General features: G+C 47.8%; 22 protein-coding genes. 6 read left to right on the top strand and 16 right to left on the bottom strand.

Annotated elements, in window-relative coordinates:
* Positions 1 to 56 precede the first annotated feature (56 nt).
* Both K7G97_RS06325 and K7G97_RS06320 read left to right on the top strand, forming a co-directional pair.
* Positions 57 to 1241, top strand: a complete 1185-nt coding sequence (locus K7G97_RS06325) for an MFS transporter (protein ID WP_223041642.1) — start codon at positions 57 to 59, stop codon at positions 1239 to 1241.
* A gap of 127 nt (positions 1242 to 1368) precedes the next feature.
* Entirely contained in the window at positions 1369 to 1857 is a 489-nt protein-coding gene (locus K7G97_RS06320; RefSeq protein WP_223041641.1) for a DoxX family membrane protein, read from the top strand.
* A 28-nt stretch (positions 1858 to 1885) separates the two neighbouring features.
* Here the strand turns inward: K7G97_RS06320 and K7G97_RS06315 are convergent, their stop codons facing one another.
* From K7G97_RS06315 to K7G97_RS06280, 8 genes are all read right to left on the bottom strand, one after another.
* Positions 1886 to 2179 carry a hypothetical protein gene (locus tag K7G97_RS06315; protein ID WP_023467850.1) on the bottom strand — a complete coding sequence of 98 codons (294 nt, stop codon included), beginning with the start codon at positions 2177 to 2179 and terminating at the stop codon, positions 1886 to 1888.
* 82 nt (positions 2180 to 2261) lie between these two features.
* Positions 2262 to 3356 carry a hypothetical protein gene (locus tag K7G97_RS06310; protein WP_223041640.1) on the bottom strand — a complete coding sequence of 365 codons (1095 nt, stop codon included), beginning with the start codon at positions 3354 to 3356 and terminating at the stop codon, positions 2262 to 2264.
* A gap of 10 nt (positions 3357 to 3366) precedes the next feature.
* Positions 3367 to 4182: a hypothetical protein gene (locus tag K7G97_RS06305; protein WP_223041639.1), complete on the bottom strand. Its 816-nt coding sequence runs from the start codon at positions 4180 to 4182 to the stop codon at positions 3367 to 3369.
* On the bottom strand, positions 4179 to 4856 hold the full coding sequence (locus tag K7G97_RS06300; RefSeq protein WP_223041638.1) for an ATP-binding cassette domain-containing protein: 678 nt from the start codon (positions 4854 to 4856) through the stop codon (positions 4179 to 4181). Before K7G97_RS06300 ends, K7G97_RS06305 begins: the two co-directional genes overlap by 4 nt.
* A complete protein-coding gene (locus tag K7G97_RS06295) occupies positions 4849 to 5229 on the bottom strand; it encodes a GntR family transcriptional regulator (protein ID WP_223041637.1) in 381 nt (126 codons plus the stop codon). The genes K7G97_RS06300 and K7G97_RS06295 overlap by 8 nt, the downstream gene beginning before the upstream one ends.
* 152 nt (positions 5230 to 5381) lie before the next feature.
* On the bottom strand, positions 5382 to 5570 hold the full coding sequence (locus tag K7G97_RS06290) for a hypothetical protein (protein ID WP_029341324.1): 189 nt from the start codon (positions 5568 to 5570) through the stop codon (positions 5382 to 5384).
* A 13-nt stretch (positions 5571 to 5583) separates the two neighbouring features.
* Positions 5584 to 6459, bottom strand: coding sequence for an SDR family oxidoreductase (locus K7G97_RS06285; protein WP_223041636.1), 876 nt, complete (start codon positions 6457 to 6459; stop codon positions 5584 to 5586).
* Between the two features lie 86 nt (positions 6460 to 6545).
* Positions 6546 to 7007, bottom strand: coding sequence for an NUDIX hydrolase (locus tag K7G97_RS06280; RefSeq protein WP_223041635.1), 462 nt, complete (start codon positions 7005 to 7007; stop codon positions 6546 to 6548).
* A gap of 326 nt (positions 7008 to 7333) precedes the next feature.
* On the opposite strand from K7G97_RS06280, the gene K7G97_RS06275 reads away from it, so the two are divergent.
* Positions 7334 to 8071, top strand: coding sequence for a peptidoglycan DD-metalloendopeptidase family protein (locus tag K7G97_RS06275; RefSeq protein WP_149427083.1), 738 nt, complete (start codon positions 7334 to 7336; stop codon positions 8069 to 8071).
* Positions 8072 to 8329: 258 nt separating this feature from the next.
* Entirely contained in the window at positions 8330 to 9274 is a 945-nt protein-coding gene (locus tag K7G97_RS06270) for a peptidoglycan DD-metalloendopeptidase family protein (RefSeq protein WP_223041634.1), read from the top strand.
* A gap of 61 nt (positions 9275 to 9335) precedes the next feature.
* Here the strand turns inward: K7G97_RS06270 and K7G97_RS06265 are convergent, their stop codons facing one another.
* The 3 genes from K7G97_RS06265 to brnQ form a co-directional block, all read right to left on the bottom strand.
* Positions 9336 to 10487 (bottom strand): FAD/NAD(P)-binding protein, encoded by a 1152-nt coding sequence (locus tag K7G97_RS06265; RefSeq protein ID WP_223041633.1) that lies wholly within the window; start codon positions 10485 to 10487, stop codon positions 9336 to 9338.
* 147 nt (positions 10488 to 10634) lie between these two features.
* Positions 10635 to 11747 carry a glycerol dehydrogenase gene (locus K7G97_RS06260; RefSeq protein WP_223041632.1) on the bottom strand — a complete coding sequence of 371 codons (1113 nt, stop codon included), beginning with the start codon at positions 11745 to 11747 and terminating at the stop codon, positions 10635 to 10637.
* Positions 11748 to 11901: 154 nt separating this feature from the next.
* Positions 11902 to 13242: a branched-chain amino acid transport system II carrier protein gene (brnQ, locus tag K7G97_RS06255; protein WP_223041631.1), complete on the bottom strand. Its 1341-nt coding sequence runs from the start codon at positions 13240 to 13242 to the stop codon at positions 11902 to 11904.
* Between the two features lie 280 nt (positions 13243 to 13522).
* Here brnQ and K7G97_RS06250 point away from each other — a divergent pair, with 280 nt between their 5' ends.
* Complete coding sequence (locus tag K7G97_RS06250; RefSeq protein ID WP_223041630.1) at positions 13523 to 14455, top strand: DUF2268 domain-containing putative Zn-dependent protease; 933 nt, start codon at positions 13523 to 13525, stop codon at positions 14453 to 14455.
* Between the two features lie 58 nt (positions 14456 to 14513).
* Here the strand turns inward: K7G97_RS06250 and K7G97_RS06245 are convergent, their stop codons facing one another.
* From K7G97_RS06245 to K7G97_RS06225, 5 genes are read right to left on the bottom strand one after another with little or no spacing between them, the layout of a single operon-like run.
* Positions 14514 to 15704 (bottom strand): acetyl-CoA C-acetyltransferase, encoded by a 1191-nt coding sequence (locus K7G97_RS06245; RefSeq protein WP_223041992.1) that lies wholly within the window; start codon positions 15702 to 15704, stop codon positions 14514 to 14516.
* Between the two features lie 13 nt (positions 15705 to 15717).
* On the bottom strand, positions 15718 to 16494 hold the full coding sequence (locus K7G97_RS06240) for a 3-hydroxybutyrate dehydrogenase (protein ID WP_149427071.1): 777 nt from the start codon (positions 16492 to 16494) through the stop codon (positions 15718 to 15720).
* A gap of 5 nt (positions 16495 to 16499) precedes the next feature.
* A complete protein-coding gene (locus tag K7G97_RS06235; protein ID WP_035398057.1) occupies positions 16500 to 17162 on the bottom strand; it encodes a 3-oxoacid CoA-transferase subunit B in 663 nt (220 codons plus the stop codon).
* A gap of 13 nt (positions 17163 to 17175) precedes the next feature.
* Positions 17176 to 17877, bottom strand: coding sequence for a CoA transferase subunit A (locus tag K7G97_RS06230; protein ID WP_056060627.1), 702 nt, complete (start codon positions 17875 to 17877; stop codon positions 17176 to 17178).
* 25 nt (positions 17878 to 17902) lie between these two features.
* A complete protein-coding gene (locus K7G97_RS06225; protein ID WP_035398062.1) occupies positions 17903 to 19342 on the bottom strand; it encodes a GntP family permease in 1440 nt (479 codons plus the stop codon).
* A gap of 239 nt (positions 19343 to 19581) precedes the next feature.
* Between K7G97_RS06225 and K7G97_RS06220 the strand changes: the two genes are divergently transcribed.
* Positions 19582 to 20697 (top strand): GGDEF domain-containing protein, encoded by a 1116-nt coding sequence (locus tag K7G97_RS06220; RefSeq protein ID WP_223041629.1) that lies wholly within the window; start codon positions 19582 to 19584, stop codon positions 20695 to 20697.
* Positions 20698 to 20724 lie beyond the last annotated feature (27 nt).

Raw genomic sequence — 20724 nt, 5'->3', positions numbered from 1 at the left:
ATGCTATCCTGTTACTCATAGTTTCGCGCGCAAGCGCTAGAATTGAGGAATCATCCATGTCACCTACTACTCGTTTAAGTCGACGCGATTGGCTCTTGATCGCCACGTTGTCGCTCCTGACGTTCGTACTCGGAACAAGCGAATTCGTCATCGTCGGGATCCTCGCTGAAATCTCCTCAGCCCTTGATATCACGATCGCAACAGCTGGTACGCTCGTTTCAGCCTTTGCCATCTCCTTTGCAATCGGTACACCGATCGTCATGTCGCTGACCGGTCACCTGGAACGGCGTCGTCTGATCCTACGTCTCTTACTCGCCTGGGTCTTATTGAATCTTGCCAGTAGTTTTGCTCCAAGTTACGAAGTATTGCTCGCTACCCGCATTCTGACAGCGATCCTGACCGGTGTCTTGATCTCGCTAGCAATGGTCGTCGCCAGTGACGGTGTACCTGTCGCGAAGCGCGGTGTCGCCGTCTCGTTCATTTTCGGTGGTTTTACACTTGCGAACGTCCTCGGTGTCCCGATCGGAACATTCATCGGTCAACACGCTGGCTTCGAAGCTACGTTCTGGCTAACGACAGTCATGGGAATGATTGCGTTCCTCGCAGTATGGAAGATCGTTCCGGTCCAGCAATCGACGGGTTCTGGTTCAATTAAGGAACAGCTTGGATTGCTCGCCAACCCACGGATCCTGATCGCCTTCTTTATTCCGTCATTTGGATTCGGGGCAACCTACGTCGTCTACACGTACCTTGTACCGATCCTGCAAACGGAACTCGGGATTGCGAAGACGTGGATCAGTCCGATCTTGCTCGCTTACGGCGTCGTCTCGATCTTTAGTAACATCCTTGCCGGTAAAATCGCCAGTAAAAATCCGATGGGACGCTTACGGTTCGTCTTCGTCGTACAAGCAATCGTCCTTGCTGTGTTATACTTCACGACAGCATCCCTTCCGCTTGGTCTGTTCAACATCGCCTTGATGTCGTTGATGTCGATTTTACTGACGACTTCGACACAAATTTACTTGATTGACCTCGCTGAAAAGTTCAATCCGGAAGCAAAAGGACTCGCTGCTTCATTGATGCCGGTTGCGAGTAACGTCGGGATTGCTTTTGGTTCGGCACTCGGTGGCATCGTCTATGCGAACGGTCCGATGATGAATACGGCACTCGTCGGTGGACTAGTCGCGCTCGTTGCTGCTTTATTAACTGCAATCAGTCATCGCCTCGATCAACGGTCATGAAACCGTTACCTTACCCTTTTTTGTAACAGGTCGATGACGGTTCGATGACGTTATGATGATAGTCCCCATCTCACTGATGATTTTTCAGTATGATGGGGACTATGTTGTAGTAGAGGAGTGTCTGAAAGTGAAAGCATTACACATCACCGGACTCGGTCTGTTGACGATCATCCGACTCTGGCTCGGAATCCAGTGGTTCATCGCTGGAATCGGTAAGTACATTAATGGCTTTGATGCAAAACCGTTTCTCGAAGGAGCGCTCGCGAAGTCAACGGGCGAAGACGCACTTGTCAGTTCCTGGTACGCGACGTGGATTGAGCAACTCGCCTTACCGAACGTCGGGCTGATCAACGCCTTGATTCCGTTCGCGGAACTCGTCGTCGGGATCCTGTTGATTATTAGTCTGTTGACGGTTCCTGCACTGGTCGTCGGAAGCATCATGAATCTCAATTACTTACTCGCTGGGACGATTGCCTTGAACCCCGTGTTCTTAGCAGCGTCAATTGCCTTACTGGCTGCAGGACGCTTTGCGTATCAAATCGGCATCGATCACTGGATCATCCGCTGGTATCGTTCGTCGCAACAACCGCATCCCCTGGACCGGATTCCGGTCTAACGAAAAAACTCTCCCGCACGTGGGAGAGTTATTTTTTTTGTTGCTCGAGAATCGTCTGCTGTGTCGGTGTCCCACCGACTGAGACCGTCCGCTCGAGGAACAGATAAGGTTTACCATCAACTTCAAAGCGACGGTCACCGAGATAACGTGCCGAATGCCCATCCGTTGCGAGCTTTTGTTCGATCGCTGCGACATGTTCGTCGAGTGAATAAAACCGATCGTCGAACGTCATTGTGATGTTTTTCTTGCGGTATCCGAGTAAGAAATTATAGTAGAACCAATACATAGCACCTGCGAAGACGACAAAAATCAAGAATTGCATGTGAGTTCCCCCTTCGTATAGTCTTTATACGTTGGAAGAAAACGGGAGGTTTCAAATTAAGAGTGGAAATTGGTTAATTTTATTAATTTGTTACGACTTCGTTTAGATAAATGCTATTTTTCGAACCTTGTTTCTGAATATTAGCTTCGTAAATAATCTCAGATGTCAGCGGATCAATTACGACTGATTTTACTTCATCCTTTTTCGTCTTATAAGCGAAATAGATGTGATCATGACCTACACTGATGTTTGTATACCCAAAGTCCTCATCTGATGCTATCGAATCAAACTGAATCGATTTGGCGGATAACTGGTTCGATTCGAGATCGTAGACTTTCCATTCTAGTTTTTTCTCATCCGATGGTTCTTCAATAGAATCTTCAAGACCTATGATGTATTTTCCATCGTTTATGACATATGATGCGTAGACTTTATCGAATTCTTTTAGTGTTTTCGTCTGCTTACCATCTTTTACGACAGTCTCGGTCAAAAAATGATCAGGAGATTCTAATTCTCTTTCTTGATCAACAATCATTTTTCCATCATAAAATGAACGAATCGCATCCCCTTTTCCTAGACGGTCAGGTAATTTGATTTTTGTCATCGATTTCTTTTTTAAATCGATTTGATAGATATGTTCTCTTTCAATTTGTTTACTAAGAGTAGTAGAATCAATCAATAACATGTCTGATGTTCGTTGAAACGGAGAAAAACGTAATTTTTCCTTCATTTGAGTTGCCGGCAATTTAATTGTCATACTTGTCAATTTGTTATCCAAAGCATTCCAATACTTCAATTCTAGCTCCTCATTGTTCAACTTATTAAGACCATATGTAACCGAATCTTTAGTAAAAAAATATGTATTGTTTTTCCAAATAAATTGTTGGAACGAACGTGGGGCATCACTCCAACTAGATTCATCACTGAAAATGAATGAAAGTTTTGATTTGCTGTATTGCCTAACGTTTCCATTCATCGAAATACCGTATTCATTCGGGTTTTGTCCCCATTCACTGAGACGAACCTCCATTTTCTGAACAACTTCTTCATTTGGATCGCCTTTTTTTGTGTCGACAACGAATTTTATTTTATCGAATGAGAGTACATGTCCAACATAGAACCCTAAAGACACGATACAGATGACGCCTAAAAGTAATACATATTTTATTGAACGCATAGTGTCCTCCTTAAACAGCAATTTTCCATTTTAATAAACGAAGGCTTCTCCAAATGACATAAGCAAAATAGAAAACAAACAAGCCTGTCAATACATACGCCTTTTCTGAGTTCAATAACAGCTTAGTCTGCTCTAGAAAATATATACTCGATACTGAACAAATGACTATGATGAAAATCTCGACTCCCACTCGAATGAATCCACTCCATTTACGATAAGAGCGTTCAATTAAAACAAGCAAGAACATAAAACTTACGATAAACATCGATACCGCAAGAATTACAAATAAATTCGTCAAATTCAGCGAAAATAGTTCACCTAACGTACTCCCTATAGAACGTAAGTTACTTATGTCCTTGTAATCTTCTCGAACCAACCAATTAAATAATTGATTTCCGAATTGAATCAAACACCACTGGATACCTAGAAAACTCATGATGATTAAAAAAACCGTTGTCAATTTCGAGAAGAAAATACTTGCACGGTTTCCCGGAAGCATTAATAAACGATAGATATACTTTGTTTCACCAATCCAATCCCGGTACCAAATCTGGAGAGTATAAATTAGGACTAATACCATGCCAATCATTGTAATATAACTAAATAATGAAGCAGCATCCACAAATGTTATTTTCCCAATATCATTGAATGCTTCATACAGTGTAGCAGTATTTGACTTCAAGTAGTCTTCGACTCTGCGTTCATGAAGCTTGACGTTCACGAAGACCGACACTAGCTCAATCGCCGCCATCACAAGTACAAAAATTACATATATCTTAAAACTCCGCTTAATCTCTTCGTTCGTCAATTGTATGTATTGTTTCATCGCTGATAGACCTCCCGCATCCGGTCCTGAACCGATTTCCCGTACAGTTCTCGCATCTCTTCCGTCTCATGTTCATCGATGATTCGACCATCCTGTAAGAAGACGACTCGGTCAATCAAATGCTCGATTTCCTGAATTTCGTGTGTTGTCATCAGGATACCGCGTCCTTCCATGAATTGACTCGAGAATAATCCTGCAATCTGTTCCTTCGTAAACAGATCGATCCCAGCGAATGGTTCGTCGAGTAGTAAGTACGGACGATCGAGCGCAAAACCAAGAATCAAACTGACCTTCGCCTGGTTTCCTTTTGATAAGTCCGTAATCTTATCTGTCGATAACAGCTGGAAGATCCGCATCAGTTCATCCGCTGTCGCTTGGTTCCAGTCGGAGTAATAATCCGCCATATACGTCAGCGCATCACCGACCGTCATGTAGCCGGGCATCGTCTGGATATCCGGAACGAAGGCGATCTTGTTTCGATTGACCTCGCCATCGACGAGAACCGTTCCCGCGTTGACTGGGACGAGACCTGCGATTGCCTTCAGGATCGTCGATTTCCCCTCACCGTTCAAACCGATCAGGCACGTCAGTTGATCCATCGGGACCGAGAACGAAACACCTTGAAGAACCGGTTTTTTTCCGTATTTCTTTTGTAAGCCATGGACTTCAAGCATCGATCTTCCTCCGTTCCGTTTCCTGATACACCGTCTCGATTTTTGAGACGACCTCATCGAGTGGGATTTGAATCGCTTTGACGGCATCGATGAATTCAGAGACGGCTTCTTCAAGCATCTCGGCACGTACTTTTTGGACAACTTGTGGATCGCGTGTAATCTTACTCGGGACATTCCGTTCTGTCGTAATCAATTGCTGCTCCTCCATCTCTTTATATGCTTTTTGTGCGGTATTCGGATTAATTCCGAGCTGTGCGGCGATTTCGCGGCGGGACGGGATATCTTGCCCGCTTTGCAATTCCTCGGTCGCGATTCGTTGTTTGAACCAACGGACGACCTGCAGGTACACCGGGCTTCTTTGGTCGAACTGCATCGGTAGACCTCCCTTTCCTGTTTAATGTATTAAAACAATAATACACTTCTCTTCTGTATCATACTCACCATACAGTTTGACTGTCAAGATAGTTTGTCTTCTTTATCACGAAAAAACCACCATCCAATTTTGGATGGTGGTTTTTTCACTCGTTAATAGGGATTCGGATCTTCCTGCGGTGTATCCGGAATCTCGGTTGGTTCTGGGAACGTATCCGGTTCCGGCTGACGGACCGGGTCTTCCTGTGGCGTATCTGGCACCTCGCTCGGTGGTGTCTGCGGTATCTCGTCCGGTTGATGATCCGGTTCGCGTTCAGGCACTTCATTCGGATTCTTCTTCATCTTGATCTCCCCCTTAAGACGTGATGTAATCGCCGCCGTTGATATGAATCGTCTGACCCGTGACGTAACTTGAATCGCGGGAGGCGAGATAGACATAAGCCGCTGCATTTTCTGACGGTTGTCCCCGGCGTTTCATTAACGTGTTTTCCCCGTGTGCCTCCACTTTTTCCTTCGTGAACGTCGCTGGAATGAGCGGCGTCCAAATCGGACCTGGTGCGACGGCATTGACCCGAATCCCTTGTTTGATCAAGCTTGATGCAAGCGAACGCGTCAGTGTCGCAATCGCTCCCTTTGTCGCCGAATAATCGATCAACGTTGGTGCACCGGCATATGCTGTCACGGACGAGGTATTGATAATCGTGTCTTCTTTTTTCAAATGAGGTAACGCTGCTTGCGTCAGATAGACAATCGAGAATACATTCGTCTCGAACGTTTCTCGGAGTTGATCTGGTGTGATGGCTAGAAAGTCATCTTGCGGGAATTGTTTCCCTGCATTGTTAACGAGAATGTTCAATTGTCCAAACTCTGCGATGACAGTATCGATGATTGGTTGTGCGTGTTCCGGTCGACTAATATCTTTCGCGATCTTTAATGCTTTGACGCCGTATGATTCGATGGTTGCCACCGTTTTTTCAGCGTCTTTCCCCTCATTTAAGTATACGATCGCGACATTCGCTCCTTCTTTTGCGAAAGCGACGGCAACAGCACGCCCGATTCCACTATCCCCACCGGTAATCAAAGCGACTTTCCCTTTTAACTTACCTGAACCGACATAATCTGGATCATCGTAGATCGGCTCCGGTTTCATGACGTACTCGATTCCCGGCTGTCGCTCCTGCGTCTGCCCTCGTGCTTCTTGATGCATCGCTTCGAACTGCTCTTCTCTCATGAACGGTCAGCTCCCTTAGCTAACGTAATGAACTACATATTCAACGATTCCCTTGCGATACATCTATAAACGTTTTTCCGGAAAAGTCAGATGTCATTCGTCAATAGTGTCGGAAACATATTTGTTTGAAGCATTTTTGATAATTCACCTGGATACAACGTATACTGATCCAGTTTGTCGAACGGAACGAAGCGATACGTCAATCCATCGCCTTCTGGACCGTAAAAGTCTTCCGTCGAAAGTGACAGTGGCTCTCGGCAAACGACTTCATAAAACATTCCTAGTTCATGAAACTGGTGATCAGCGTACTCAAAGAAATTTTCATGGAGGAAACGGAAGACCGGTGGCTCGATCGACTGACCGAGTTCTTCTAATATTTCACGTTCAATCGCTTTGGCACCACTTTCACCGAACTGGACACGTCCTCCCGGTAATGACCAAAAATCATCTTCTCCTTGACGATGAATCAACAGATGTCCATCTTGAATCAACAGCGCCACTGCGCGAATGTTAAGCTTTTTTTGATTTACTGTAAACGTCAAATCCATTCCATTACCTACTCTCTTCTTATTAGACTCCCATACTTTCTCATCATTTCCCACGATTGCATTTTGTCATCAAATTCATCTCGTTGTAACACGAATTCATCTTGATTTTAAGGGATTTTGAGATTGAATATGTATTCAATATTACAACAATTGTTATTAGAATATATTTAAGCAATCAAATTGAAACACAACCGTCTAATGTTTGAATGCTATACTCTCGTTAGTCAAATGACCGCATCACTCACTTCAACACACACTAAACGCATCCACTTCTATAGATGTCATTCCGACGACAACACTAGATATTCAACTTAGGAGGAACATTCATGAAACGAACAATCACGACGTTAGCAATGAGCGCCCTCGTTGTTTCAGGTTTTGCAGCTACGGGTACAGGTAAGGTTGAAGCCGCTTCTGGCTCATCGTATAAAGTTAAAATCAAGGCAGATGGACTTCGCGTCCGGACTGGCCCATCGTTAAAACACCGCATCGTCGACGGCGTCAATGCGGGTCAAACATTCAAATACCTCGGTCGGACAGGAAACTGGACGAAGATCATGCATAAAGGCGAAAAACGCTTCGTCTATTCTGGTTACGTCAAAAAATATAGCGCTTCTAGTAAATCAGCGAAAAAAGCATCATTCTCTTCGTCAACTGGATTCATGCGTCCAACAAGCGGATCAATTACGCAAGGCTACGGAAACGCGAGCGGAAAATACGGCTACACGTTCCATAACGGAATCGACTTCGGTGCACCTACTGGAACACCAGTTAAAGCAGCCGCTGCCGGAAAAGTCATCAAGTCGTCATATCAGGGAGCTTATGGTAACCATGTCATGGTCGAACATAAAGTGAACGGTATTTCGTACACAACGGTTTATGCTCACTTAAGCAAACGTTCTGTCTTCGTCGGTCAATCGATCCCGAAAGGCGCGAACATTGGAGCTGTCGGGAGCACTGGTAACTCTTCTGGATCACACTTACACTTCGAAATCCACCGTGGAAACTATGTCTACAGCGGTTCTTCAGCAGCAAGCAGTGTCAACCCACTCGCTTTCTTATAAGCATTTCAAGGTGCCTCATCTGAGGTACCTTTTTTGATTTTCAGTGGGCATTTCATCTTATCCAATTCCATCCAATCTTGTCAAAGAATTTTATGGATTATTGGAAAAAGAATAAAATTAAGTACGTTTAATATAATTTATTGAAATAATATCGAAATGTGAATGTAACATTTAAACAAATTCGTAAATGTTATACTCATCTATGAAATTTACATAACGGTTTAGTCATACAGATTACATATTCAGGAGGAATGAATCATGCATGGTTTTTGGAAAGGTGTCTCGGCGACAGCCATCGCTGTTGCAAGTTTTGCATCATTTGCCATCCCGCGTGCGGATGCAGCAACGACGTTCTATAAGGTGAAGGTCATGGAGGACGGCTTACGCGCTCGGACGGGTCCTTCGACATCATACGGTACGGTCACGAGCTTTGAAAAAGGTGACACATACAAGTATCTCGGACGGACAGGGAACTGGACGAAAATCCTCTATGGTTCAAAAAAAGTCTACGTCTCTTCTACATATGTTAAGAAATATTCTGTAACACGTATCTATAAGATTAAAGTCAACGTTGACAATCTTCGCGTTCGTAGCAGCAACTCGACGAGCAGTACAGTCGTCGGAAGTGTCGATAAAGGCGAAACATTCCGCTATCTCGGTCGGACAGGTAACTGGATCAAGTTCCTATACGGTGGCGACAAACGATTCGTTCACGCTGACTATGTCTCGAAATATGCTGTCTTGACACTGACGAACAGCAGTGGCGCATCAAAAGCCTCGACGTCGACGTCAAAAAGTTTCGCGACACCAACGAGTGGTCCAATCACGCAAGGATATGGTAAGGCAAGCGGTGCTTACGGATATACGTTCCATAACGGTATCGATTATGGCGCAGCCAAAGGTACTCCAGTCTATGCGACAGCAAGCGGTAAGGTCATTACGTCTCAGTTCAAAGGTGCCTACGGCAACTACGTCATGGTCTCACACACTGTCAACGGATCGCCGTTCATCAGTCTGTATGCACATATGAATAGTCGCTCCGTCTCGGTCGGTCAAACCGTCGCCCAAGGTCAAAAAGTCGGTACAGTCGGCGAGACAGGTAACGCTTTCGGAACACACTTACATTTTGAACTCCATAAGGGATCGTACGTCTACAGCGCAACATCAGCTGGTAGTAGCGTTAATCCACTCGATTACCTCTAAAAAAATGGCCCGACCACATGACTCATTAATGACGTCACGTGGTCGGGCCTTTTCCTTTCTTTTAGACGGAAACAAGCGAAGTCTGCTTCTCTTCAATCGTCGAGGCGATCGCACGTGCTGCGGCTTGTCCCCCGTAAATCGAGCGAGCGAACGGTCCGACCGTTAAGTCTGCAAGACTGCCTGTCGCGAATAAGTTCTCTCCCCATTCAAAGGTTTCTTCATCTAGTAACGGTGTCCGGCAAGGAGACAATGGCAGATTCAACTCTTGCTGTACCGCTTCAAGCCAAGATCCTTCGACGACCATCGGACGGATACCCGTTGCGCAAATAATCGATTCAGCGGTGATGATGCGATCATCTGTCAGCTTCACTCCGCTTCCGATTTCCTGCTCGACTTCACCAATCACATGACTGATGATTCCTTCTCGAATCAGATGACGCACACGTTGAATCAAGTCCTGTGTTGCCGTTCCCGGGCGACGCTCCTGTACGATCAACGCTCGTTTTTCACTAGCCGACAAGGACTTGAATGGTGTCAATCCTTTTGGTCCCATGAACTTCCGATCGGCATCGAACGCACTTTTTTCGAGCGGACGTCGTGAAAGGAGAGTCACCTGCCCGGGATAGCGCTCAGCACATTGAATCGTATGATGCAGAGCACTAATCCCACCTCCGATGATGACGACCGGTGGTGTATCGTGCTTCGATAAGAAAACGTGACGCGCCGATTTCGCCCACTCTGGCATGACATGATGCTCCGATTGTCCGAGAGCGAGAACGACACGGTTTGCTCGTAACTCGCTTTCATCTGTCGAGATGATCCACGTTCCGCTTTCTCGTCTTAGCCGTGCGACTTCCCCTTGGATCCAACTCGCCTCCACTTCATTTTGCTGCGCCAATTGAAGGGCATGGTCGTTGAATAATTCCAAGGATGGCCGTCCGTATGTATCCTTGAAGGCTTGATGTGTATAATCCTGTTCTTCCGCATGATGCCTGAGACTCGTCGGATTCGTCGAAGTGTGGTGGACCCGAGTTGAACGTAGGTAAGGCATGCCGATCCGTTCGGTTTGTTTCCGCCAGTTCATCAATGGTTGCTCATGACGGTCGATGATCCGTATCATCTCCCGATCGATTCCTTTTTCACGTAAGGCATTGAATACCGTCATCCCATGAATTCCTCCACCTACAATCACCCATTCATATCGATCCGTCATCACAAAAACTCCTTTACCTGAATTAAATCGTAATCATTACGTTTTATAAAGATAGCGTGTTTTTAAGAAGAATTCAAGCGTCATTCGACGAAAACTCATAAAAAATCCGCTTCCCCTTGGTAGAGGAAGCGGATTTAAACGCATCAATCAGAAAGAAGCATGTTTCGCTAGATACGCTTTCGAATAACGATCGGCTGCGATGATCGCATCCGCGACTTCGTCCGCCGTGACGTTGAAACCGCTGTGGATCGTTTCGCCTTCAGCGGTCGCTGCCTCGCCGACCTTGACGATGTCTTCACGCGACGCATCCTTTAGCTTGACGTCTTCTAGCGTCACCGGTAAACCAAGATCCGTGTAGAGCGCGATGTAGCGTTCAATCTCTTCTTGTGGATGTTCTTCGAGCGCCAACTGGACGAGTGTACCAAAGGCGACCTTCTCCCCGTGCGTCAAGTGGTGAATCTCACCGTCAAGCGCCGTGAACCCGTTGTGGATGGCATGCGCTGCAGCTAATCCACCACTCTCGAAGCCGAGTCCACTTAAGAGCGTATTTGCCTCGACGACGGCTTCGAGTGCCGGCGTGACGACTTGCGCCTGAACGGATTCATACGCCAAGCGTCCATGCTCGAACAAGACTTCCTCACACCGTTTAGCGATCGCTTGTGCCGCAATCGTTGGTCGTCCCCCTGCCATCGTTTGTCCACCAAAAGCGACGACACTCCGGACCTCGACCCATGTCGCGAGCGCATCCGCGATTCCGGACGCGAAGAAACGAGCTGGTGCTTGGGCGATTAACTTCGTATCGACGAGAACGAGATCGGGATTCTTCTTATAGAAGCGGTAACTTTCGAAAATCCCTTCGTCGGAATAGATGACGGACAGGGCACTCGTCGGGGCATCGGTCGAAGCAAGCGTCGGAACGATGACGACGGACACGTTCAGCTCATCCGAGACGGCTTTTGCCGTATCTAGCGTCTTTCCGCCTCCCACACCCATGACGAACCGGACATCTGCCGCTTGTGCTTGCTCAGCGATTCGTTTCACTTCATGCCGCGAGGCTTCGCCACTGAAATCCGCCTTCTCGATGCCGACATTTTCGCCGGACAACGAATGCTCAACACGTTCCTTGACGATTTTCCAGACGACATCATCCGCGATGACGAGCGCTTTTTCACCGAACGGGCTCACATATGTACCGAGCCGGTCAATGACATCCTTTCCTTGGACATACTTCGAGGGACTAATGAAGACACGTTCTGACATGTTTCAACATCCTTTCTGTAAGGGGCACGATAGTCAATGACATACAGTAGAGGAATTGCCGTTTCCGCTTATGCTTAAACCCACAATCGCGTGAACAAAAAAAGCGGACTTTGATCATGCGATCAAAAATCCGCTTCCTTTTATATATGACAATTTAAGCTACACGCGACGACGATTGTGTCTCCGCTGTTTTCTTACCGACGATTGCTCCGATCACTCCACCAATGATAGCTGGAACGACCCATCCGAGACTAACGGAAGCAAACGGTAATACCGCGTCGAACACTTTCGTGACAGCTGAGACGTTAATCCCTGCTGTCTTCAATCCATCAAACAAGCTGACAACGAATGTCATCCACAGCGCCCCTTGATAAACGGCTGGTTTACCTTTAAAGAGTGGATGCAAGAATGTCAGGAAGATGAGACAGATTGCCAGTGGATAAAGTGTCATCAAGACTGGTTTTGAGACAGCGAGCAATTGATTCAGACCGATGTTCGCAACGAGTGCACTGAATACCGATAGACCAATCGTCCATTTAACGTACGAGATTTTTGGCACGAGTGCCGAGAAGAACGACGCACAGGCCGTGATCAAGCCGACGCTTGTCGTCATACAGGCGACTGTGATCATCAGACCGAGTAAGATTGCACCGTATTCACCGAAGTAATGATCCGACACAGCTGACAAGATTTCTGCGCCGTTCGCCAGTTGTCCGATTTCCGAGACACTTGAAGCACCCATGAAGGCAAGTGCCGAATACGTAATTGCTAGCAAGGCCGCTGCGATCAATGACGCTTTCGTACAAATCAACAGCAACTGTCGCTTCGATGTGACACCTTTTTCCTTGATCGCTGCGATGATAATGATCCCGAAGACGAAGGCACCGAGTGCATCGAGTGTCATATATCCTTCCTGGAAACCGTTAAAGAAGGCATTCGACTGATATGTCTTCAAAGGATTCTGAAAACTTCCGATCGGATGCAGGACAGCAACGACGATCAACAGACCGATGAACGTGATCTTAATCGGTGTCAGGACTTTCCCGACGACATCGACGATTTTCGTCGGATTCAATGATAAGAGACACGCAACCGTGTAGAACAAGACCGTGAAGATGAGCAACGGCCAGTGGCTCGTCGATTCACTGAAGAACGGCTTGATGCCGATCTCATACGAGACCGTTCCGGCACGAGGAATCGCGAAGAAGGGACCGATCGCAAGATACAGAATGACCGAGAACCCGATTCCAAACGCAGGATGAACGCGTGACGCCATCGCTTGTAAATCGCGTTCCCCTGAAAACGCGAATGCAAGAATCGCAAGCAATGGTAGACCGACACCGGTGACGAGGAATCCGGCATTGGCGACCCAGACATGCTCCCCTGCGAGCTGTCCGAGCATCGGCGGAAAGATGAGATTTCCTGCCCCGAAGAATAAGGCGAAGAGCATCATGCCGATGACGATGATAAATGATGTTGGAACAGTTTTAGACATAATAAACCCCCACTGATGATGATCGACTTCATCTCGCTCCCTAAGCAGATGAAGTACTTCGTTCGAAAGGATACCATACGTTTAAGAGCTCGTGCTAGGAGTTTATCTGGAGAATATTCTGAAAATTGTGCAGAAAGTTTGGTAGAGCTACGGTCTGTAGAATTTGTTACGTCTGTGCGTCGAAGCATGAAATCGGATTCATAAGTTCATATGACGTAGTAGGATTAAAAGGTTTCGCGAAGAAAGTAAATATATGGATAATGAAACAGGAGGTTTTTCTATGAAATCGATCTATCTTCTTAGCGCCACCCTTTTACTTGCCAGTTGTTCCCCCGCTGCCGAAAAACCAAAGACGTATGACATCTCGTTTACGCATGAGAAACAAGAAATTCAAATCGTTTCTTTGTACAAGGCGTATGACGATTACATTCAAGCGGCTTCGAAACATCCAGAGGACAATGAGGCACTATTTAAAAAATATGTATTGGGCGCTAAAAATAGCGTCATCAAAAAAGAACAGCTCCAAGCGATGCCCGTTCCTAGCCTCTATGAACAGCCATCGGAAAACATCAAGGACTTAAAGCAGATGAATACATATTTGAAAAAACACCATCAGCGCATCATGAAACAGATCAAGTCCAGTCTCCTGACTTCGATGAAACAACTTCCACGGGATGAGAAGCTCGTCGTCTTCGTCTCCCCGACGACACCAATCGAGCATGATGATGCCAAACGTTATGGTGGTGTCAGCGGTGTCGCTCAAGGAAACAATTCGATGAGTCTATTCTTCTTGAAGAATTTTTCGGAAACATCATTACGCAATACGACGGCGCATGAGTACCATCACACCGTTGCCCTCGATGAACCGAATCGTGCAACGATGCTCGATTACATCATTCTCGAAGGAAAAGCGGAATTCTTTGCCCATAAGCTTTATCCAGTGGAATCATCGGAAGCGATTGCCCCTTTACTTGACCATACTTTAGAGAATGTGATTTCGGAGCTGAATGCGGAACGATTGACGACGGATGATCTATTCTTTGGAAATTACGAAAAACAAATTCCATCGTTCGTAAAATACAGACTCGGCTATATGATCGTCTCCGACTTCGTGAAGCAACATCCCGAGATTTCCTTAAAGGAATGGTCACGGATGACCTCCGTGCAAATTCTCGAAAAAAGCAGTTACCAGAAGAAATTAACGATTCGCTAAAATCAATAAAGCACGAGACAACGGGAGCAAACATCTCCTTCGTCTCGTGCTTTATTCGTTAGTCTTCGTATTTTTTGACGATCGTCGCTACCCCTTGACCGCCCCCGACGCATAACGTCGCAAGACCATGCGTCTCACCCGTCCGCTCGAGTTCATGGATCAACGTTACGAGAATCCGCGCCCCACTCGCACCGATCGGATGACCGAGCGCGATTGCACCGCCGTTTCGGTTGAGCTTCTCATGCGGGAACTGTAGCTCCGCATCGACCGCGAGAGATTGTGCCGCGAATGCTTCGTTCGCTTCGATGACATCGATCTCCTCAAGCGTCAATCCCGCTTTATCGAGTGCCTTTTGGACCGCTTGGACGGGACCGATTCCCATGATGCTCGGGTCGACACCGGACGTTCCGTTCGCGACGATCTCAACGAGTGGTGTCACGCCGAGTTCTTGTGCCTTTGTCGCGGACATGATGACGAGTGCGGCAGCCCCGTCATTGATGCCAGATGCATTTCCTGCCGTGACCGTTCCGTCCTTTTTGAATGCCGGGCGCAAACGACTGAGTGTTTCGACAGATGTTCCGGCACGCGGAAACTCATCTTGATCAAAACGGATCGGGTCGCCTTTTCGTTGTGGAATCAACACTGGCGTGATTTCCGAAACGAACCGTTCTTCCGCTAATGCCGTCTGCGCTTTTTGCTGACTCGTCGCCGCGAACTGATCCTGGGCTTCGCGGGAAAGTTCATAGGCGTCGGCTAAATTCTCTGCCGTGATTCCCATGTGATAGTCATTAAACGCACATTCAAGTCCATCCTGGATGATCGTATCGACGAGCGGTTGGTCACCCATCTTCAGTCCAGACCGTGCGCCCGATAGGACATATGGCGCTTGGCTCATGTTCTCCATCCCACCAGCAACGATGACATCAGCTTCGCCCGACTTGATCGCCTGATACGCGAGATGGACGGCCGAGAGACCGGATCCGCAGACCTTGTTAACGGTCATCGCTGGACATGTCTCCGGTAATCCGGCAGCGAGTGCCGCTTGCCGTGCTGGATTTTGACCAAGTCCTGCTGAGAGGACGTTACCGAAAAAGACTTCGTCGACGTGATTCCCAGCGACACCTGCTTTTTCAAGTGCCGCACGGATGACTGTCGCACCGAGTTCCGTTGCTTTGACGTCCTTCAAACTCCCATTGAAATTCCCGATCGCCGTGCGCGTCGCACTGACGATGACGACTGCTTCACTCATCTGCTCCATCTCCTTATTGAATCGTATATCCTCCATCGAGTACGTTCGCTTGTCCCGTGATCCCTTTTGCTTTGCGGCTCGCAAGGAACAATGCATAATCCGCGATTTCCTCGACGGCGAGCAACCGTTTTTGTGGAACGAGCGGATAGATGACTTCCTCAAGTACCTTCTCAAGCTCGACGTGACGCGTCTTCGCCAAGTCTTCCATCTGATTGCGGACAAGTGGGGTATCGACATACCCCGGGCAAATCGCGTTAACGGTGATCCCGTGTTCTGCTCCTTCAAGGGCTGCGACCTTCGTCAGACCGAGCAATCCATGCTTCGCCGAGTTATACGCCGCCTTCCCGGCAAAACCGATTAAACCATTGATTGATGCCATGTTAAGAATCCGTCCGTAGCCTTGTTCCTTCATGATCGGAAAGGCATGTTTGATAGCGATGAACGGCGCCGTCAACATGATCTTGATCATCAATTCGAATTTCTCAGTCGGAAACTCTTCAATTGGTGAGACGTGTTGAAGACCCGCGTTATTAATCAAGACGTCGAGTCGACCAAACTGTTCGACCGTCTGCTTCAAGACAGCTTCGACCTGTGCTTCATCAGTGACGTTGAGCGTCATGCCGACCGCTTCATGACCGTCTGCGCGAATCGCTGCCGCCGCCTCTTCTGCTGCTTCCGCGCGAACGTCCGTTACGACGACCTTCGCTCCTGCCGCAGCAAACGCCTTTGAGATTTCAAGACCGATGCCGCTTCCTGCACCTGTGACGAGTACGATATCTCCTTGAACCATCTGCTTCACTCCCCTACCGTCACGCGCTCGAGTTCCGGACTGACCGTGAATCGTGCTTCCGTGACTTGTTTGACGTCTTCGACCGTATGACCATTCAGCGTCTCGATCAAGACCATTCCGTCCGGTGTGAAATCAAAGACGGCCCGATCCGTAATCAGACGGTTGACGACGGCGCGTCCTGTTAACGGCAAGGTACATGCTTGTTTGACTTTCGATTCGCCGTGTTTGTTGACATGTTCCATGATGATGACGACGCGTTTCGCTCCGTTGACAAGATCCATCGCTCCGCCCATGCCTTTGACCATCTTGCCCGGAATCATCCAGTTCGCGAGGTCACCGTTTTGATCGACCTCCATCCCACCAAGAATCGCGAGGTCAATGTGCCCACCGCGAATCATCGCGAACGATTCGGCACTGTCGAAATAAGAAGCTCCGGATTGTGCCGTGACCGTTTCTTTACCGGCATTGATTTCGTCGGCATCGACTTCATGATCAAGCGGATACGGTCCGATGCCAAGCAGTCCATTTTCGGATTGCAGCATGACATGCATATCGTCCGGAATCGCATTGGCGATCAATGTCGGAATCCCGATCCCGAGGTTGACATACATCCCGTCTTCAACTTCCTGAAGTGCGCGTTCAATGATGATCTCTCGTGTCGTTTTCATATCCGTCTCCTCCTCAAGCTTCCCGGACAGTCCGGCGTTCGATGCGTTTTTCATAATCCGTTCCGACGACGATGCGCTGGACGTAGACAGCAGGTGTATGGATCTCATTCGGATCGAGTTCACCGACTTCGACCAGTTCTTCGACTTCGACGATCGTTACTTTTCCGGCTGTCGCGACGATCGGGTTAAAGTTGCGTGACGTCTTTCGGAAAACGAGATTCCCGAGTCGATCTGCTTTCCATGCCTTGACGATCGCAAAATCGCCGACGATTCCTTCTTCGAGCAGATACGTCTTCCCGTCGAACTCTTTTTGTTCCTTTCCTTCAGCAATCGGTGTCCCGACGCCTGTTGGTGTATAGAAACCGGGAATGCCAGCTCCACCGGCACGGATACGTTCCGCAAGCGTACCTTGGGGGACGAGATCGACTTCAATCTCGCCACTGAGGTATTGTTGCTCGAACGTCTTGTTTTCCCCGACATACGACGAAATCATCTTCTTGATTTGTCGCGTCTGCAAGAGGAGACCGAGTCCGAAGTCATCGACGCCACAGTTATTACTGACGACCGTCAAATCCTTGACGCCCTTCTCTTGCAACGCGGTAATTGATTTTTCCGGGATTCCGCAGAGTCCGAAGCCCCCTACGACTAGCGTCGCCCCGTCAAAGATGTCTGCTGTTGCTTCCGCGAATGATTCGTATACTTTCCCCTGTTTCATCTGATGATGCCCCCTTTAAAAATCCTTAGTACAAACCAGTCAAGCTATACAATCCGATCATCAAGAAGACCGTCACTGTCTTGAGAATCGTAATCATGAAGATGTCCTTATACGACTGACGATGCGTCAGCCCCGTAACGGCAAGTAACGTGATGACGGCACCGTTATGCGGTAATGTATCCATCCCGCCGGACGCCATCGAGATGACGCGGTGCATGACTTCCGGTGGAACGCCGCCTGATGTGATGGCTTGCGTATATTTATCCGACATCGCACTTAACGCAATCCCCATTCCACCCGATGCGGAACCGGTGACGCCGGCTAGTGTTGTCGTCGTGACGGCTCCGTTGACGAGCGGATTCGTAAAGGTCTCTGAGATCCCGCTTGAGACGGACTTGAATCCAGGAAGTGCGGCGATGACGCCTCCGAAACCATACTCAGCACCTGTATTCATGACCGCTAGAAGCGCGCCACCGATACTGACGTTCAAACCAGCTTGGAAATTCGTCTTGATCTTCGGGAAGTCATACAGCATCGCTGCGAGAATTCCGATCAATAACGCCATTTGGACGGACCAGATCGCAAGAACCGCCGGCGTCTCGATCTTTCCAAATGCCTCTAAACCAATTGCTGAAAAATCGAATCCTTCCGGATACCATTTCGGAATCGAGAGTGTGAAGACTTTGTTCATGACGGCAACGAGGACGAGTGGGACGAAGGCAAGAACTTGCCGATAGACCGGTTGACGATCCGTCTCAAGTGTCATTTCCGGTTCGTTCTTCAACTCCATCTGCGGTGCGGCACTTGCCGCCGTTGCTTCAAATCCAGCGTAGCCTTCCCCTGCTTGATGGGCTTTTTTCTTACGTGACTCGAGATACCACATGCCGACGACTAGGATGAACAATCCACCGACCGTTCCCATGATCGGTGCAGCATAGATATCCGTTTTGAAGAACGTCGTTGGGATGACGTTTTGAATCTGAGGTGTTCCTGGTAAGGCATCCATCGTGAACGTGAACGCACCAAGGGCGATCGTTCCCGGGATGAGGCGTTTCGGGATGTTTGCTTCACGGAATAAGTTCGCTGCGAACGGATAAACAGCGAAGACGACAACGAACAGGCTGACGCCGCTATATGTAAGAATGGCGCCGAGTAAGACGATAGCAAGAATGGCACGCTTCGCACCGATCATACGGATGATCGTCTTCGCGATTGACTCCGCGATACCGGACATCTCAACGACTTTTCCGAAAATCGCCCCGAGGAGGAAGACCGGGAAGTACGCCTTGATGAAGCCGACCATCTTTTCCATGAAGATATTCGAGAAGAAAGGTAACACCCAATCCGGGTTCGTCAGTAAGACGGCGAACAAGGCACAGATTGGCGCGAATAGGATGACAGAAAAACCACGATAGGCAACGAACATCAATAAGGATAAGGCAAGAAGAATGATGACAAGTTCCATAAGTAGATCTCCTTCGATTTTAGTAAGCGCTTTCATATCGCTTCTTCATCATTTAACAACGCAGTATCGAAGAGGTCAATTAAATTCCGTTAAACTATAAGTACAGCTTATAGAAATCATAAGTTCACATTATAGACACAATTACATCAAATAGATTATTTTTTCAAGGAACAGGAGTTAGTCCTTTTATGGCGTATGTCTTTTAAGTAACGTACTTTATTTGAAGGGATGGACAGTTCATGAAAAGCATCCTTTTTGACGTCTTGCATAACGTGACGCTATTAATGGCTGGTTTCTATCTGCTCGGAAAATTATCACCGCTCCCGATCACCCGTGAATCCCCATGGCTGACACGCGTATTGTACGGTCTTGCTCTAAGTGTCATCTCGTTACTACTCATGCAGATGACGATTGAAGCGGCACCTGGCGTCATGGTTGATTTGCGTCATATTCCGGTCGTCGTCGCTGCCTACTTTGGTGGCGCCATCCCGACAACGATCGTGACGATTGCAATCATCATCTATCGTTTCAGTTTAGGAACGAATCTAGCAGCCTTCACCGCATTCGGCTTCATTGTCGCCATTGCTTTAGGAACGAGCTTAATCGTTCGCGAAATGCCACCTTATGCAAAACGAACATTCACACTCGTGACGCTCTACGCGACGGCTTTACACGCTCTTGTCTTATGGATTGTCTTACCGAAACAGATTCTTCTACTTGAAGTGATGGCAGTCGTCATTCCTGCATCGTTCGTCAGTAGCTGGCTCGCCCTACTGATCATCCGCGATATTCGGTTGACCAAACAATCATTACGGATGCTTCGGCAAAAAGCGCAACTCGACTTTTTGACAGGATTGAACAATTCACGCGCCTTCAATGAATACTTCACGGATGTCAAACAGCGATTGATTCTAACCAAACAGTCGGTCGTGTTGTTGACGATCGACATTGATCATTTTAAACAGGTCAACGATACGTATGGACATGAGGCGGGCGACGAGGTGCTACGGCAGTTCGCCAATCGACTGCGCGATGGAGTGGCAGAAAGCGGGTATTTATCCCGTAACGGCGGTGAGGAGTTTTCAGTCCTGTTTGAGAGTGTTCCGCTTGCTGAAGTCCTACCTTTAGCAGAGCAATTACGTGAACGGATCGCTTCTAGTCCGTTCCGACTAGCGACGACAGAGCTACCGCTCACAGCATCGTTTGGTTTAGCCGCATACGATGAGACGACACTGCAAATCGACGATCTTCTACTGGATGCGGATGCTGCTCTCTATCAGGCAAAGCAACAAGGACGGAATCAAGTCGTCCTGTTTTCTCCTAATGCAGAATCTGCCGTCAGCTTTCAAGAATAACGATGGACGCCACCTCTGAAATCCGCT

The organism is Exiguobacterium acetylicum, assembly GCF_019890935.1.
Taxonomy (GTDB): Bacteria; Bacillota; Bacilli; order Exiguobacteriales; family Exiguobacteriaceae; genus Exiguobacterium_A; species Exiguobacterium_A abrahamii.
Note: the sequence above shows the minus strand (reverse complement) of the source record. Positions and strands in the feature narration are given on the sequence as shown.

Excerpts from the sequence above, each read along its gene's own strand:
- K7G97_RS06325 (WP_223041642.1), top strand. The coding sequence starts at position 57 with ATGTCACCTACTACTCGTTTAAGTCGACGCGATTGGCTCTTGATCGCC.
- K7G97_RS06315 (WP_023467850.1), bottom strand. The coding sequence starts at position 2,179 with ATGCAATTCTTGATTTTTGTCGTCTTCGCAGGTGCTATGTATTGGTTC.
- K7G97_RS06310 (WP_223041640.1), bottom strand. The coding sequence starts at position 3,356 with ATGCGTTCAATAAAATATGTATTACTTTTAGGCGTCATCTGTATCGTG.
- K7G97_RS06305 (WP_223041639.1), bottom strand. The coding sequence starts at position 4,182 with ATGAAACAATACATACAATTGACGAACGAAGAGATTAAGCGGAGTTTT.
- K7G97_RS06300 (WP_223041638.1), bottom strand. The coding sequence starts at position 4,856 with ATGCTTGAAGTCCATGGCTTACAAAAGAAATACGGAAAAAAACCGGTT.
- K7G97_RS06295 (WP_223041637.1), bottom strand. The coding sequence starts at position 5,229 with ATGCAGTTCGACCAAAGAAGCCCGGTGTACCTGCAGGTCGTCCGTTGG.
- K7G97_RS06290 (WP_029341324.1), bottom strand. The coding sequence starts at position 5,570 with ATGAAGAAGAATCCGAATGAAGTGCCTGAACGCGAACCGGATCATCAA.
- K7G97_RS06285 (WP_223041636.1), bottom strand. The coding sequence starts at position 6,459 with ATGAGAGAAGAGCAGTTCGAAGCGATGCATCAAGAAGCACGAGGGCAG.
- K7G97_RS06280 (WP_223041635.1), bottom strand. The coding sequence starts at position 7,007 with ATGGATTTGACGTTTACAGTAAATCAAAAAAAGCTTAACATTCGCGCA.
- K7G97_RS06275 (WP_149427083.1), top strand. The coding sequence starts at position 7,334 with ATGAAACGAACAATCACGACGTTAGCAATGAGCGCCCTCGTTGTTTCA.
- K7G97_RS06270 (WP_223041634.1), top strand. The coding sequence starts at position 8,330 with ATGCATGGTTTTTGGAAAGGTGTCTCGGCGACAGCCATCGCTGTTGCA.
- K7G97_RS06265 (WP_223041633.1), bottom strand. The coding sequence starts at position 10,487 with ATGACGGATCGATATGAATGGGTGATTGTAGGTGGAGGAATTCATGGG.
- K7G97_RS06260 (WP_223041632.1), bottom strand. The coding sequence starts at position 11,747 with ATGTCAGAACGTGTCTTCATTAGTCCCTCGAAGTATGTCCAAGGAAAG.
- brnQ (WP_223041631.1), bottom strand. The coding sequence starts at position 13,242 with ATGTCTAAAACTGTTCCAACATCATTTATCATCGTCATCGGCATGATG.
- K7G97_RS06250 (WP_223041630.1), top strand. The coding sequence starts at position 13,523 with ATGAAATCGATCTATCTTCTTAGCGCCACCCTTTTACTTGCCAGTTGT.
- K7G97_RS06245 (WP_223041992.1), bottom strand. The coding sequence starts at position 15,704 with ATGAGTGAAGCAGTCGTCATCGTCAGTGCGACGCGCACGGCGATCGGG.
- K7G97_RS06240 (WP_149427071.1), bottom strand. The coding sequence starts at position 16,494 with ATGGTTCAAGGAGATATCGTACTCGTCACAGGTGCAGGAAGCGGCATC.
- K7G97_RS06235 (WP_035398057.1), bottom strand. The coding sequence starts at position 17,162 with ATGAAAACGACACGAGAGATCATCATTGAACGCGCACTTCAGGAAGTT.
- K7G97_RS06230 (WP_056060627.1), bottom strand. The coding sequence starts at position 17,877 with ATGAAACAGGGGAAAGTATACGAATCATTCGCGGAAGCAACAGCAGAC.
- K7G97_RS06225 (WP_035398062.1), bottom strand. The coding sequence starts at position 19,342 with ATGGAACTTGTCATCATTCTTCTTGCCTTATCCTTATTGATGTTCGTT.
- K7G97_RS06220 (WP_223041629.1), top strand. The coding sequence starts at position 19,582 with ATGAAAAGCATCCTTTTTGACGTCTTGCATAACGTGACGCTATTAATG.